Here is a 13,607-nt window from a genome sequence, read left to right as displayed (position 1 = left end):
AAAAATGGAAGAGATTAAAAGGATGATCATCTTAGCCTGAAAGTCTAAATAAGAAAACTTTCAGGCAAGAGGTTTTTACATTACAGCGTTAAAGGGGCTGAAACCTGTACTTGATCACCCACTCTATAATGCTCAAGTAAAATATTAGCAACCGAAAACTCTGTATGATTTTCTTCAGGCTGCACTTCAAAGTGATACGAGTTATCTTCTTGAGCTTCAGTAAATTTAAAAGCTTTCGGTTGTTCAAGTTGTTGTTCGGGAACTTGTACTTTAACAGAAATAAAAGCATTTGCTGGGCTAGTCAGTACGTCTTCATGGTCAGTTGCTTTTAAAGTGAAGCGTTTGCCAGATTCCAAAGGATCAATTTGAGTAATTTCAAATGAACGCCAGCCAGCCCATCCACCTTTTAAGCTCTCAAGTTGCTCATATTTTTGTTTTTCAACACCAATCAAGATATCAGCCAACTGTAAGTATGCTTGTTTCCACGCTTCAATAAGCTCTGATTCGAATGGCACGTTGAGTACTTCACTAATTGAATGAAGCAAGTTGTCTCCAACAATTGCATATTGGTCTGGTTGAATATCTAAGCTCACGTGTTTAGTGGTGATGCGTTCTACCGCTTTAGCTAGAACAGTAGGGTTCTCAATATTTTCTGCATAAGCAAGCACAGCAGCTGCAAGAGCACGTGGCTGACGTAAGCTGGTTTGGTCATCTAAATTAAAAACATTTTTTAACTCGGGATTGTTATTAAGCATGCGCTTATAAAAGTATGTAGTCAGCGTAACGCCGTGTTCACGTAAAACCGGTACAGTAGATTTAACAAGTTCAATTTGTTGTGGAGTCATGGCTAGACCTTATTTATCTGGCTATATAAGATGTATTTAAAATACATCTTTAAAAAATTAATGGCAATAACTTTTTTATAAAAACCATAAAAAAATTAGGGGATATAAAATCCCCTAAAATTAACTCAATTTTTTTAATATTTTTATTTACCAAATAAAGTGCCGAGCAAGCCTCTTACGAGTTTTTGGCCGGTACTTCCTCCTAAACTGCGTGCAGCACTTTTGGCAAAAGTTCCAACAATGTCTTGTGTGAGTTTAGCTCGTTCACGGGCTGCTCTTTCTTCCTCTTTTAATTGCTCACGTGCCAAACGTTCCTGCTCTTTAGCTTGCTGTTTTGCTAAAGTTTCTTGTTCTTTAGCTTGTTGTTTTGCAAGTTCGGCGTCTTGCTGCTGTTGTTCGCGTTCAGCAACTTTATTCTGTAGCATTTCATAGGCACTATCACGATCTACAGCTTGTTCATAAACCCCAGCAATAATACTTTGCGAGATTAAAGTCTGACGCTCTTCTGGAGTGATCGGTGTAAATGCAGAGTACGGAGGCATAACCCAACCACGTTCTACAATCTGTGGCGTACCTTGCTCATCTAGACAGCTAATTAATGCCTCACCAACACCTAGTTGGGTAATAGCTTCATCAACTTTAAACTCGGGATTAGCACGGAAAGTGTCTGCTGCGGTTTTTACAGCTTTTTGATCTTTAGGGGTGAATGCGCGTAATGCATGTTGAACGCGATTACCAAGTTGACCCAGAACGCTTTCGGGTAAATCGAGTGGGTTTTGAGTAATAAAGTAGATACCCACCCCTTTGGAGCGGATTAAACGTACCACTTGTTCAATTTTGTCTTGGAGTGCTTGGCTAGCATTATCAAATAACAAGTGAGCTTCATCAAAGAAAAACACGAGTTTAGGCTTATCCATATCACCCACTTCTGGTAGCTGTTCAAATAACTCTGAAAGCATCCATAAGAGGAAAGTGGCATATAACTTAGGCGTATTCATGAGCTTGTCAGCAGCAAGAATATTGATATAACCGTGTCCGTTTGCATCGGTTTGGATAAAATCCAGAATATTTAAAGCTGGTTCCCCAAAGAACTGTTCTCCACCTTGGTCGGCAAGAGCGAGTAAGTTGCGCTGAATGGCACCTAGGCTGGCTGGAGATAAATTGCCATACTCGGCTTTAAATTCAGCTGCATGTTCACTCACAAAAGTGATCATGGCTTTTAAATCTTTAAAGTCGACTAAAAGTAAACCTTGGTCATCTGCAATACGGAATACAGCAGATAAAACACCTTCTTGGGTATCATTTAAGTTTAGTATGCGTGCTAATAAAATTGGCCCAATTTCAGAAATGGTGGTTCGGATAGGATGACCTTGCTGACCAAATAAATCCCAAAAAACAACTGGGTTCGCTGCGAATGGAACACTATCAATTTGTAAAAGTTTTAAGCGTTCATTAAATTTATCCGAAGCTTCACCAGCTTTTGCAAGACTCGAAACATCGCCTTTAGCATCGGCAAGAAATACCGGCACACCGATTCGAGAGAAACTCTCTGCTAGAACTTTTAACGTAACTGTTTTACCTGTACCTGTCGCGCCTGCAATAAGTCCATGACGGTTAGCAAACTGGGGAAGTAAAACAATTTCTTTTGATGTGTCCTTAATATTTTTAGCAATAACAATCGGTGTACCCATATATTTTTATCCTATGGTTTGAGTCACTATAATCTTGTCGTTTTACAGTTGTTTCAGTGCATTTTCGATATCTTGTATCAAATCTTGCGGATCTTCTAGTCCTATACAGAATCGAACCAATAATCCTTGTTGTAAATGTGTATTCTCAAGTTTTCTCATCATTTTTAAATCATAAAGCATAATCAGGCTAACAGGTCCACCCCAGCTAAAGCCGAGCTTAAATAACTCTAATGCATCGCAGAAACGACGTACTGCTGTAATGTCATATTCAGGTTTAAAAATAACACTCACTAAGCCAGCACTTTGACCGTCTATACAGATCTCTTGCCAATATTGATGGCCTGGTGAGGATTCATCACTTGGGTGTAGAACTTGTGCAAATTGAGGCTGGTTCTTTAGCCATTTAAGTAGAGTATGAGCATTGGCTGACTGTTGTTCATAGCGTAAAGACATATGAGCAAGGCTACGTTGAACTTGAGCCGCATCATCTCCAGAGATTGCGATGCCTAAAATGGCATGTGTGCGGAATAGGCGGTGATGAAGTTTCTCATCACGAGTTACAATGCTGCCCATTAAAATGTCACCACCACCACTTGGATATTTTGTTAGTGCGTGAACGGTTAAATCGACTGATAGATGTTCATCAGAAAAATTAAAAGCATTAAACGCAAGCCCAGCTCCCCAAGTATTATCTAGAACAGTCAATACACCATGCTTTTTAGCTTTCTTGACTAGATTTTTAAGATCAGGGAATTCTAAAGTAACTGAACCTGCAGCTTCTAACCATAATAGTTTACTTCTTTCGGTGGGTTGAAAACTTGCAGCGTCAATAGGGTTATATACTTTAACAATAATGCCATATTGGCTTTGTAGATAAGTTAAGTGTTCTAGATTTGGCCCGTAAATATTGTCTGGAACCCATACTTCATCATTAGTGCTTAAAAATGCTGAGTTCACAATATTAATTGCGGATAGGCCACTCGGTGCAAGCAAACAATGCAAACCACCTTCAATTTGCGCAATATTGTCGCCTAAGGTGAATGTGGTAGGGGTGCCATGTGTTCCATAGCTATAGTCGTACTTATCAGTCCAGTGACGATCAAAAAGGTGCGAAGTTGATTTGAAAATAATGGTTGATGCGCGAAATAAGGGAGGTTGCACTGTTTCAATGAATTGCGGAGCCTTTCTTGGGGCATGAATGAGACGAGTCTGGAAATCGTTATGCTTTTTCATAGTGCGTTATGTTTTAAATGATAAAGTTAGATTAAGAGAAATTTAAATTCTTCGCTAGATTTATAAAGTTTTGTAAGACGTTTCGTTACAGTAGACCTATAAAACAAAAACTTGGCTTTATTTTTGCAAAGACCACTACAACATTCTAACAACAATAGGTTTAAGCGCATGAAGTCGCATTTAAGAGTTCATTATTTTCAACATATCGCGGGTGAGGGTTTTGGGAGTTGTTATTCATTTTTAAAAGCTCACCACGCGACTATTAGTTCTACGGAGTTTTTTGCACTTCCGGTTGATCGGTCACTTGAAATAGAAGCTTTACCACAAATTGATGAGGTTGACTTATTATTAGTCATGGGTGGCACCATGAGTGTAAATGATGAGGCGAATTATCCATGGCTTAAGATAGAGAAAAGATGGTTGCGTCGTTATTTAGCAGCAGGAAAGCCTGCTATAGGTCTCTGTTTGGGTGGGCAGCTAATTGCTAATGCGCTAGGCGCCGCAGTCAGTCGAAACCGCTATCAGGAACTTGGCTGGTCGACAGTTCAAAGGGTAGCAAATTTACCTCAAGACAGCTTTCCATTGCCTGAAAAGATAAAGGTGATGCAGTGGCATAGCGAAACATTTGAAATACCCAAAGGTGCTATACACTTAGCCGAGAATATAGCTTGTCGTAATCAGATGTATCAAATTGGAAAAAATGTGCTTGGTTTTCAATTTCATCCAGAAATGACACCAGCAACGTTAGAACTCTTGCTTGAAAATGAAGAAGAGCTATCTATTTTTAATGGGGAATATGTTCAGCCTGTGAGTGAACTGCAATATTCAGAAGCACAAAAATTTGAACAAGGTAATCAACTCTTAAATAAAGCGATTGAATTTGTCATAAATGCCTAGAGTGAGTTGAGAATACTAGGTTAAAGTGCGTTTTGAACAAAAAATAGAAAAAGAGAATTGCATAAGACTTAAACAATCGTTATAATGGGCGACCCTCAAAAAGAGGGGCATTTACTGCGAAGAAAGTAGTAAATGTGCATTACAGTCGTGGCATCGATCATGACCTTAGTGATTTTCACTGCCTTTGACACTTACCAATGGGTGAGATGCGTCAAGGGTGATTCTTTATATGTTTGGCTTGGAGTTTACTGGTATGTCTAACCAGAGAATTCGTATCCGTTTGAAGTCTTTTGATCATCGTCTGATTGATCAATCTGCTCAAGAGATCGTAGAAACCGCTAAGCGTACTGGCGCACAAGTTTGTGGTCCAATTCCGATGCCTACTCGCATCGAACGCTTCAACGTTCTTACTTCACCGCACGTTAACAAAGATGCGCGTGACCAGTACGAAATCCGCACCTACAAACGTTTGATCGATATCGTTCAACCTACAGATAAAACTGTTGATGCATTGATGAAATTAGATCTTGCGGCTGGGGTTGATGTTCAGATCGCTTTGGGTTAAGGCTTTCGGTTGATTAACTTCTAAGTTAATTAGGCCGCTTTTTTAGAGGTTTATGCACATGGCTATTGGTTTAGTCGGTCGCAAATGTGGTATGACTCGCATCTTCACAGATGCAGGTGTTTCTGTACCTGTTACAGTCATCGAAGTCGATCCAAACCGCATTACGCAAATCAAAACACTTGAAACTGATGGTTATCAAGCTGTTCAAGTAACTACTGGTGAACGTCGCGAATCTCGCGTAACTAACGCTCAGAAAGGTCACTTCGCGAAAGCTGGTGTTGCTGCTGGTCGTTTAGTTAAAGAGTTCCGTGTTACTGAAGCTGAGCTTGAAGGCCGTGAAGTTGGCGGTACTATTGGCGTTGATTTGTTCGCAGTTGGTCAAATTGTTGACGTAACTGGTCAATCAAAAGGTAAAGGTTTCCAAGGTGGTGTTAAACGTTGGAACTTCCGTACTCAAGACGCTACTCACGGTAACTCAGTTTCTCACCGTGTATTAGGTTCTACAGGTCAAAACCAGACTCCTGGACGCGTGTTCAAAGGCAAGAAAATGGCTGGACACTTAGGTGACGAACGCGTAACAGTACAAGGTCTTGAAATCGTATCTATTGACGCTGAACGTTCTGTTTTAGTTGTTAAAGGTGCAATTCCTGGTGCAACTGGCGGTGACGTGATTGTACGTCCTACCATCAAGGCCTGAGGGGAAATACCGTGAATTTGAAAACTGTTTCCGGCTCTGCTGTTGAATTGTCTGAAGTTGCTTTCGGACGTGAATTTAACGAAGCTCTTGTACACCAAGTTGTTACTGCTTACTTAGCAGGTGGTCGTCAAGGTACTCGTGCTCAAAAATCACGTGCAGACGTTTCTGGCGGTGGTAAGAAGCCATTCCGTCAAAAAGGTACTGGTCGTGCTCGTGCGGGTTCTATTCGTAGCCCTATCTGGGTTGGCGGTGGTAAAACTTTTGCTGCTCGTCCACAAGATTGGTCTCAAAAAGTAAACCGTAAGATGTACCGCGGTGCAATGCAATGTATCTTAGCTGAACTTGTTCGCCAAGATCGTCTTGTATTAGTTGAAGAGTTTGCAGTTGCAGCTCCAAAAACTAAAGAATTGCTTGCAAAGCTTAACGACTTAAATGCTGCTCGTGCATTAATCGTTACTGACGCTGTAGATGAGAACTTATATCTTGCAGCACGCAACCTTCCGCATGTAGATGTGGTAGATGCAACTGCAATCGATCCTGTAAGCTTGATCGCGTTTGATAAAGTTGTGATGTCTGTAGCTGCTGCTAAGAAAATTGAGGTAGAACTCGGATGAACAACGAACGTATCTATCAAGTCCTAAAAGGACCAGTCTTCTCAGAAAAGGCACAAGTATTAGGTGATACTGTTGGTGTTCAAGTATTTAAAGTAGACATCAATGCTACTAAACTTGAAATCAAAAAAGCAGTTGAAAAACTTTTTGGTGTAGAAGTTGTTAAAGTTAACACAACTATTACTAAAGGTAAGACTAAGCGCTTTGGTCGTACATTGGGACGCCGTTCTGATGTTAAAAAAGCATACGTCACCCTGAAAGCTGGCCAAGATGTTGAAATGGCTGACTTGGGCGATACCGCTGAAAGCGCAGCGGAATAAGGACGAAAATTATGCCGATTCAAAAATGTAAGCCAACGTCTCCAGGACGTCGCTTTGTAGAGAAAGTGGTTCATGACCATCTTCACAAAGGCGCTCCTTACGCACCGTTGGTTGAAGCTAAAAAACGTACTGGTGGTCGTAATAACAACGGTCACATTACTACTCGTCACGTTGGTGGTGGTCATAAACAACACTACCGTATCGTTGACTTCAAACGTAACAAAGACAGCATCCCAGCTGTTGTAGAGCGTATTGAATACGATCCAAACCGTACAGCACATATTGCTTTGTTGAAATATGCTGATGGTGAGCGTCGTTATATCATCGCACCTAAAGGCTTACGTGCTGGCGATAAAGTACAATCTGGTAACGATGCTCCAATTCGTCCAGGTAACTGCTTGCCACTTCGTAATATGCCGATCGGTTCTACACTTCATAACGTTGAACTTAAAATTGGTAAGGGTGCGCAATTAGCGCGTTCTGCTGGTGCTTCTGTTCAGTTGTTGGGTCGTGATGGTTCTTACGCAATTATTCGTCTTCGTTCAGGCGAAATGCGTAAAGTACATGTTGAATGCCGCGCTGTAATTGGTGAAGTTTCTAACCAAGAAAACAACCTTCGTTCATTGGGTAAAGCTGGTGCTTCGCGCTGGCGTGGTGTTCGTCCTACCGTACGTGGTATGGCGATGAACCCGATTGATCACCCGCACGGTGGTGGTGAAGGGCGTAACAAAGGTATTCAACCTGTAAGCCCATGGGGTCAAAAAGCTAAAGGGTACAAGACACGTACCAATAAGCGTACGACTAAGATGATTATTCGCGACCGTCGCGTCAAGTAAAGGAATCTGACTAATGCCTCGTTCTCTGAAAAAAGGCCCATTCGTCGATGCGCACTTGTTCGCTAAGGTTGAAGCGGCTGTTGCTAGTAACTCTCGCAAGCCGATTAAAACTTGGTCTCGTCGTTCGATGATCCTTCCAGATTTTGTTGGTTTAACAATTTCTGTTCATAATGGTCGCAACCACGTTCCAGTAATTGTTACTGAGCATATGGTTGGTCATAAACTCGGTGAATTCGCGCCAACTCGTACCTATCGTGGTCACGGTGTTGACAAGAAATCTAAACGTTAATAGGTGTCATGATGGAAGTAACTGCTAAATTACGCGGTGCCGCTATCTCGGCACAGAAAGCACGTTTGGTTGCAGATCTTATTCGCGGCAAATCTGTTGCGCATGCTTTAAATATCTTAAACTTCAGCAATAAAAAAGCTGCTGTTTTAGTAAAAAAAGCATTGGAATCTGCGATTGCAAACGCTGAACACAATAACAGTTTAGATGTTGACGATCTTAAAGTATCTACGATTTACGTTGACGAAGGCATGAGCCTTAAACGTATTATGCCACGTGCTAAAGGCCGTGCAGATCGTATTACTAAGCGTACTTGTCACATCACCGTTAAGGTAGGGGTTTGATATGGGTCAGAAGGTTCATCCAATCGGTATCCGCCTAGGTGTTGTGAAACGTCATAACGCTAACTGGTATGCGAATCCGAAACAATACGCTGAATACTTGCTTAAAGATCTTCAAGTTCGTGAGTTTTTAACTAAAAAACTTAAGAATGCGATGGTAAGCAACATTCTTATCGAACGTCCATCAGGCGCTGCTAAAGTAACTATTAGCACAGCTCGTCCTGGTATCGTAATCGGTAAAAAAGGCGAAGATATTGAGAAATTACAGCGCGAACTTACCAGCATTATGGGTGTTCCAGCGCAAGTAAGTATCAACGAAATTGATCGCCCAGACTTAGATGCGCGTTTAGTTGCTGAAGCAATCGCTTCTCAATTAGAAAAGCGTGTAATGTTCCGTCGTGCTATGAAGCGTGCGGTTCAAAACACTATGCGTGCTGGTGCTAAAGGTATCAAAGTTGAAGTGTCTGGCCGTTTAGGTGGTGCAGAGATTGCTCGTACAGAATGGTATCGTGAAGGTCGTGTACCTTTACATACGCTACGTGCAGACATTGACTATGCAACTATGCGTGCAGAAACAACTTACGGTACGATTGGTGTTAAAGTTTGGATTTTCCGTGGCGAGATTTTAGGTGGCATGAAACAAGTCATGAACCCTGCTCCTGCTGAAGATCGTCCAGCTAAACGTGGTCGTGGTCGTGGTGAAGGTCAAGAGCGTCGTGGTCGTCGCGGTGACCGTGCTGCTGACAAGGGAGAATAATCCATGTTGCAACCTAAACGTACCAAATTCCGTAAGGTGCACAAAGGCCGTAATACTGGTCTAGCGCATCGTGGTAGTACAGTATCATTTGGTTCGATTGCAATCAAAGCAACTGAACGTGGTCGTATGACTGCTCGTCAGATTGAAGCTGCACGTCGTACTATTAGCCGCCGTATTAAGCGTGGTGGTAAAATCTTTATTCGCGTATTCCCGGATAAACCAATTACTCAAAAGCCTCTTGAAGTGCGTATGGGTAAAGGTAAGGGTAGCGTGGAGTACTGGGTTTGCCAGATCCAACCAGGTAAGATCCTGTACGAAATTGAAGGTGTGAACGAAGAATTAGCGCGTGAAGCATTTGCTTTAGCTGCTGCTAAACTTCCGTTTAAAACCACTATCGTGACTCGGACGGTAATGTAATGAAAACTAAAGATCTACGTGAAAAATCGGTAGAAGAGTTGAAAGCTTTGCTTGATGAGCAACAGCTTAATCAATTCCGTCTTCGTATGGCGAAAGCAACTGGTCAGTTGGGTAAATCGCATGAAGTGCAAGTTGCTCGTAAGACAATTGCTCGTATTAAGACACTCCTTACCGAAAAACAGGGGAACGGACAATGAGTGAAAAAACAGTCCGCACGTTAACCGGCAAAGTAGTAAGCGACAAAATGGACAAGTCTATTGTTGTTCTTATCGAACGCCGCGTTCAACACCCGTTGTATGGCAAATCAATTCGCCGTTCAACTAAGTTACACGCTCATGATGAGAACAATGTTGCTAAACTTGGCGATGTTGTGACCATTAAAGAAAGCCGCCCAATTTCTAAAACTAAAGCTTGGACTTTAGTGGAAGTAGTTGAAGCAGCTGCTGAGTAATTCGACGTTCTTGTTGCATCATCGGTCAATTTCGAGTACTCTTTGAGCCTTTCGAAATTGTGACCGGTGATGCTCGGTTTTGGAGTAGGGCAATGATTCAAACCGAAACTATGCTCGACGTAGCAGACAACAGTGGTGCTCGCCGCGTACAATGTATTAAAGTACTTGGTGGTTCACATCGTCGTTATGCTTCTGTTGGCGACATTATTAAAGTTACTGTAAAAGAAGCAATCCCACGCGCACGTGTTAAAAAAGGTGACGTGATGAATGCGGTTGTAGTTCGTACTAAATTCGGCATTCGTCGTCCAGATGGTTCTGTGATCCGTTTTGATGATAATGCTGCAGTTATCCTGAACAACAACAAAGCTCCGATTGCTACTCGTATCTTCGGACCAGTGACTCGTGAACTTCGTACTGAACAGTTCATGAAAATCATTTCATTGGCTCCTGAAGTTCTATAAGAGGCAATCATGGCTAAGATTAAAAAAGGCGATCAAGTTATCGTGATCGCAGGTAAAGAAAAAGGCAAACAGGGTACTGTATTGTCTGTTTCTGAAGACCGCGTTAAGGTTGAAGGCCTTAACTTAGTGAAGAAGCATCAAAAGCCGAATCGTGTAACTGGCGCTGAAGGCGGTATCGTTACTCAAGAAGCTTCGCTTCATATTTCAAACGTGGCAATTTTAAATGCTACAACCCAGAAGGCTGACCGTGTTGGTTACCAAGTGATTGATGGCGTGAAAACTCGCGTTTATAAATCAAATGGTGAATCAGTGGCGGTAGCGAAGTAATAGGTTGAAAAGGCAATGGCCAGACTTAAAGCACGTTACAACGAAGAACTTAAAGCGAAGTTACAAGAAGAACTTAGCATTAAGAACGTGATGGAAATTCCACGCATCACAAAAATTACCCTAAACATGGGTGTAGGCGCAGCTGCAACTGATAAGAAATTATTAGATGGCGCTGTAGTCGACATGCAATTAATTGCTGGTCAAAAACCAGTAATTACACTTGCTCGTAAATCTATCGCTGGTTTCAAAATCCGTGATGGTTGGCCGATTGGTTGTAAAGTTACTTTACGTGGCGACCAAATGTACGAATTCTTGGACCGTTTGATCTCAATCGCAATCCCTCGTATCCGTGACTTCCGTGGTTTCTCTTCGAAATCATTTGACGGTCGTGGTAACTACTCAATGGGTTTGAAAGAGCAAATCGTTTTCCCTGAAATCGATTTCGATAAGATTGATCGTATTCGTGGTATGGATATTACTATTACTACGACTGCTCGCACCGATGACGAAGGCCGTGCGCTTATGCGTGCATTCGGCTTCCCGTTCAAATAAGAGGTCGATATGGCTAAGAAAGGTATGATTAATCGCGAATTGAAACGCGAAAAAACAGTTGCTAAATACGCTGCAAAACGTGCTGAATTAAAAGCTACGATTGCAAACGTAAATGCAAGTGAAGAAGAGCGTTTCGAAGCGATGTTAAAGTTACAAGCATTGCCACGTAATGCATCTCCGGTACGTCTTCGTAACCGTTGTGGTTTAACTGGTCGTCCTCATGGTTACTTCCGTAAGTTCGGTTTAAGCCGTAACAAATTACGTGACACAGTAATGCAGGGTGATGTACCAGGCGTTGTTAAGGCAAGCTGGTAAGGAGCGACTAAATGAGTATGCAAGATACCGTTGCCGACATGCTAACACGTGTTCGTAACGCACAAATGGCTAAGAAACAAACTGTTTCTATGCCTTCTTCTAAGTTGAAAGTTGCAATTGCAAACGTACTTCAACAAGAAGGTTATATTTCAAATGTAGAAGTTGCTCAAGAAGAGACAAAATCTACTTTGACAATTACTTTAAAATATTTCGAAGGCAAACCAGTTATCGAAATGGTTAAACGCGTAAGCCGTCCAGGTCTTCGCCAATACCGTGGTAAAGATAAACTTCCAAGCGTTAAGCAAGGTTTAGGTATTGCAATTGTTTCTACAAGCAAAGGCATCATGACTGATCGCGCTGCACGTGCTGCGGGCGTTGGTGGTGAAGTTATTGCTTTTGTTTCTTAATAGGTGATTCCTCATGTCTCGTGTGGCTAAAGCCCCAGTAACTGTACCTAATGGTGTAGCAGTTACTCAGAACGGCCGGCAGGTCGAAGTGAAAGGCAGCAAAGGTACATTGTCTTTCAACCTGCATGCGCTGGTCGAGCTAAAACAGGAAGAAGGTAAACTTCAACTTGCTCCAGTTAAAGAATCGAAAGATGCTTGGATGCAAGCTGGTACTGCTCGCGCTGTATTGAATAACCTTGTTAAAGGGGTTAGTGAAGGCTTCGAACGTAAGTTGCAGCTAGTTGGTGTTGGTTATAAAGCTGCGGTTAAAGGTACTGTTGTAAACCTTAACCTTGGTTTTTCACACCCAATTGACTACGCTTTACCTGAAGGTGTAACAGCGGAAACTCCAACTGCTACTGAAATCATTTTGAAATCAGCAAACAAGCAGTTGTTAGGTCAAGTAGCGGCAGAAATCCGTGCATATCGTTCTCCTGAACCATATAAAGGTAAAGGTGTTCGTTATTCGGATGAAGTCATTCTTCGTAAAGAAGCTAAGAAGAAATAAGGCGCGAGGTTCTTATGAACGAAAAGAAACAATCCCGTTTGCGTCGTGCGAAAAGCACACGCTTGCACATTCGTGCATTGGGTGCGACTCGTTTGTGTGTAAACCGCACTCCGCGTCACATCTATGCTCAAGTTATTTCAGCAGATGGTGGCAAAGTTTTAGCACAAGCTTCAACTTTGGATGCATCTTTACGTAGCGGTACTACAGGTAATGTAGATGCGGCTACTAAAGTAGGCGCTTTAATCGCAGAGCGTGCGAAAGCAGCTGGTGTAACTAAAGTTGCATTTGACCGTTCTGGTTTTAAATATCATGGTCGTATCAAAGCCTTGGCTGATGCTGCTCGTGAAAACGGCTTGGAGTTCTAATCATGGCTAAAGTTGAACAAAACGAAGGTCTTGTTGAAAAGCTGGTTGCCGTTGATCGTGTAGCCAAAGTTGTTAAGGGTGGTCGTATCTTCTCTTTCACAGCATTAACTGTTGTGGGTGATGGTAATGGTCGTGTTGGTTTTGGTCGTGGTAAAGCTCGTGAAGTTCCAGCTGCTATTTCTAAAGCACTTGAAGCTGCACGTCGCAACATGATTACTGTAGACCTTGCAGGTACTACTTTACAACACCCTGTGAATGCTCGTCATGGTGCAAGCCGTGTATATATGCAACCTGCTTCTGAAGGTACTGGCGTAATCGCTGGTGGTGCTATGCGTGCCGTTCTAGAAGCTGCAGGTGTACATAACGTACTTGCTAAATGTTATGGTTCTACTAATGCTGCAAACGTAGTAAACGCAACTTTCAAAGGTTTGCGTGATATGACTTCTCCTGAGAAAGTCGCTGCGAAACGTGGTAAATCAGTAGAAGAAATTCAAGGGTAATCAATCATGAAAACGATTAAAGTTACCCAGACTAAATCTTCTTCACATCGCTTGAAAAATCACAAGCTTTGCTTACAAGGTTTAGGTCTGCGTCGTATTGGTCATACTGTAGAAGTGCAAGATACGCCTTCTAACCGCGGTATGATCAACAAAGTCTACTATATGGTTAGTGTAGAGGAATAAGCC

At 42.1% G+C, this 13,607-nt stretch carries 23 protein-coding genes and 2 pseudogenes; 21 read left to right on the top strand and 4 right to left on the bottom strand.

Annotated features, from left to right (window positions below):
• Positions 1-80: 80 nt before the first annotated feature.
• From J663_RS07140 to J663_RS07130, 4 genes and pseudogenes are all read right to left on the bottom strand, one after another.
• Positions 81-845 (bottom strand): globin domain-containing protein, encoded by a 765-nt coding sequence (locus tag J663_RS07140; protein WP_014207751.1) that lies wholly within the window; start codon positions 843-845, stop codon positions 81-83.
• Between the two features lie 2 nt (positions 846-847).
• Positions 848-999 (bottom strand): annotated as a pseudogene (locus J663_RS19300) (hypothetical protein).
• Complete coding sequence (locus tag J663_RS07135) at positions 989-2,536, bottom strand: helicase HerA-like domain-containing protein (protein WP_033848800.1); 1,548 nt, start codon at positions 2,534-2,536, stop codon at positions 989-991. Before J663_RS07135 ends, J663_RS19300 begins: the two are co-directional and overlap by 11 nt.
• Positions 2,537-2,578: 42 nt before the next feature.
• Positions 2,579-3,769: a PLP-dependent transferase gene (locus tag J663_RS07130; protein WP_033848798.1), complete on the bottom strand. Its 1,191-nt coding sequence runs from the start codon at positions 3,767-3,769 to the stop codon at positions 2,579-2,581.
• Positions 3,770-3,937: 168 nt separating this feature from the next.
• Between J663_RS07130 and J663_RS07125 the strand changes: the two genes are divergently transcribed.
• The 21 genes and pseudogenes from J663_RS07125 to rpmD all read left to right on the top strand — a co-directional run bounded on the left by J663_RS07125 (position 3,938) and on the right by rpmD (position 13,604).
• Positions 3,938-4,666, top strand: coding sequence for a type 1 glutamine amidotransferase (locus J663_RS07125; RefSeq protein WP_002116949.1), 729 nt, complete (start codon positions 3,938-3,940; stop codon positions 4,664-4,666).
• A 253-nt stretch (positions 4,667-4,919) separates the two neighbouring features.
• Complete coding sequence (rpsJ, locus tag J663_RS07120; protein ID WP_000070912.1) at positions 4,920-5,231, top strand: 30S ribosomal protein S10; 312 nt, start codon at positions 4,920-4,922, stop codon at positions 5,229-5,231.
• Positions 5,232-5,289: 58 nt separating this feature from the next.
• Positions 5,290-5,928: a 50S ribosomal protein L3 gene (gene rplC / locus J663_RS07115; RefSeq protein WP_014207747.1), complete on the top strand. Its 639-nt coding sequence runs from the start codon at positions 5,290-5,292 to the stop codon at positions 5,926-5,928.
• 11 nt (positions 5,929-5,939) lie between these two features.
• Entirely contained in the window at positions 5,940-6,542 is a 603-nt protein-coding gene (gene rplD / locus J663_RS07110) for a 50S ribosomal protein L4 (RefSeq protein ID WP_002049755.1), read from the top strand.
• Entirely contained in the window at positions 6,539-6,859 is a 321-nt protein-coding gene (gene rplW, locus J663_RS07105; RefSeq protein ID WP_002049693.1) for a 50S ribosomal protein L23, read from the top strand. The genes rplD and rplW overlap by 4 nt, the downstream gene beginning before the upstream one ends.
• A gap of 11 nt (positions 6,860-6,870) precedes the next feature.
• Complete coding sequence (rplB, locus tag J663_RS07100; protein ID WP_002049686.1) at positions 6,871-7,695, top strand: 50S ribosomal protein L2; 825 nt, start codon at positions 6,871-6,873, stop codon at positions 7,693-7,695.
• Positions 7,696-7,708: 13 nt separating this feature from the next.
• Positions 7,709-7,984: a 30S ribosomal protein S19 gene (gene rpsS, locus J663_RS07095; RefSeq protein WP_001138119.1), complete on the top strand. Its 276-nt coding sequence runs from the start codon at positions 7,709-7,711 to the stop codon at positions 7,982-7,984.
• A gap of 11 nt (positions 7,985-7,995) precedes the next feature.
• Entirely contained in the window at positions 7,996-8,325 is a 330-nt protein-coding gene (gene rplV, locus J663_RS07090) for a 50S ribosomal protein L22 (protein ID WP_001982638.1), read from the top strand.
• 1 nt (position 8,326) lies between these two features.
• Positions 8,327-9,143: pseudogene (rpsC, locus tag J663_RS07085) on the top strand (30S ribosomal protein S3).
• Positions 9,083-9,496: a 50S ribosomal protein L16 gene (rplP, locus tag J663_RS07080; RefSeq protein ID WP_002049688.1), complete on the top strand. Its 414-nt coding sequence runs from the start codon at positions 9,083-9,085 to the stop codon at positions 9,494-9,496. Before rpsC ends, rplP begins: the two are co-directional and overlap by 61 nt.
• Positions 9,496-9,693 carry a 50S ribosomal protein L29 gene (gene rpmC, locus J663_RS07075; protein ID WP_000849928.1) on the top strand — a complete coding sequence of 66 codons (198 nt, stop codon included), beginning with the start codon at positions 9,496-9,498 and terminating at the stop codon, positions 9,691-9,693. Before rplP ends, rpmC begins: the two co-directional genes overlap by 1 nt.
• Positions 9,690-9,947, top strand: coding sequence for a 30S ribosomal protein S17 (gene rpsQ / locus J663_RS07070; RefSeq protein ID WP_002116661.1), 258 nt, complete (start codon positions 9,690-9,692; stop codon positions 9,945-9,947). Before rpmC ends, rpsQ begins: the two co-directional genes overlap by 4 nt.
• A 92-nt stretch (positions 9,948-10,039) precedes the next feature.
• On the top strand, positions 10,040-10,408 hold the full coding sequence (gene rplN, locus J663_RS07065; protein ID WP_001982634.1) for a 50S ribosomal protein L14: 369 nt from the start codon (positions 10,040-10,042) through the stop codon (positions 10,406-10,408).
• Positions 10,409-10,417: 9 nt separating this feature from the next.
• Complete coding sequence (gene rplX, locus J663_RS07060; protein ID WP_002116820.1) at positions 10,418-10,735, top strand: 50S ribosomal protein L24; 318 nt, start codon at positions 10,418-10,420, stop codon at positions 10,733-10,735.
• Between the two features lie 15 nt (positions 10,736-10,750).
• Positions 10,751-11,287, top strand: coding sequence for a 50S ribosomal protein L5 (rplE, locus tag J663_RS07055; RefSeq protein WP_002116961.1), 537 nt, complete (start codon positions 10,751-10,753; stop codon positions 11,285-11,287).
• Between the two features lie 9 nt (positions 11,288-11,296).
• The gene (gene rpsN / locus J663_RS07050; protein ID WP_002049689.1) at positions 11,297-11,602 is read left to right on the top strand and encodes a 30S ribosomal protein S14; all 306 of its coding nucleotides are present in this window, start codon (positions 11,297-11,299) and stop codon (positions 11,600-11,602) included.
• Between the two features lie 11 nt (positions 11,603-11,613).
• Positions 11,614-12,009, top strand: coding sequence for a 30S ribosomal protein S8 (gene rpsH, locus J663_RS07045; RefSeq protein ID WP_002049732.1), 396 nt, complete (start codon positions 11,614-11,616; stop codon positions 12,007-12,009).
• Between the two features lie 13 nt (positions 12,010-12,022).
• Complete coding sequence (gene rplF, locus J663_RS07040; RefSeq protein WP_002116801.1) at positions 12,023-12,556, top strand: 50S ribosomal protein L6; 534 nt, start codon at positions 12,023-12,025, stop codon at positions 12,554-12,556.
• A 14-nt stretch (positions 12,557-12,570) separates the two neighbouring features.
• A complete protein-coding gene (rplR, locus tag J663_RS07035) occupies positions 12,571-12,921 on the top strand; it encodes a 50S ribosomal protein L18 (protein ID WP_002049741.1) in 351 nt (116 codons plus the stop codon).
• 2 nt (positions 12,922-12,923) lie between these two features.
• A complete protein-coding gene (gene rpsE / locus J663_RS07030) occupies positions 12,924-13,421 on the top strand; it encodes a 30S ribosomal protein S5 (protein ID WP_001141025.1) in 498 nt (165 codons plus the stop codon).
• Positions 13,422-13,427: 6 nt separating this feature from the next.
• Positions 13,428-13,604: a 50S ribosomal protein L30 gene (gene rpmD / locus J663_RS07025; RefSeq protein WP_000849088.1), complete on the top strand. Its 177-nt coding sequence runs from the start codon at positions 13,428-13,430 to the stop codon at positions 13,602-13,604.
• Positions 13,605-13,607: the final 3 nt, after the last annotated feature.

It is taken from the genome of Acinetobacter sp. 826659, from assembly GCF_000588515.1.
Classification (GTDB): domain Bacteria; phylum Pseudomonadota; class Gammaproteobacteria; order Pseudomonadales; family Moraxellaceae; genus Acinetobacter; species Acinetobacter pittii.
The sequence above is the reverse complement of the archived record's forward strand: the minus strand, read 5'-3'. Positions and strand labels throughout refer to the sequence as shown.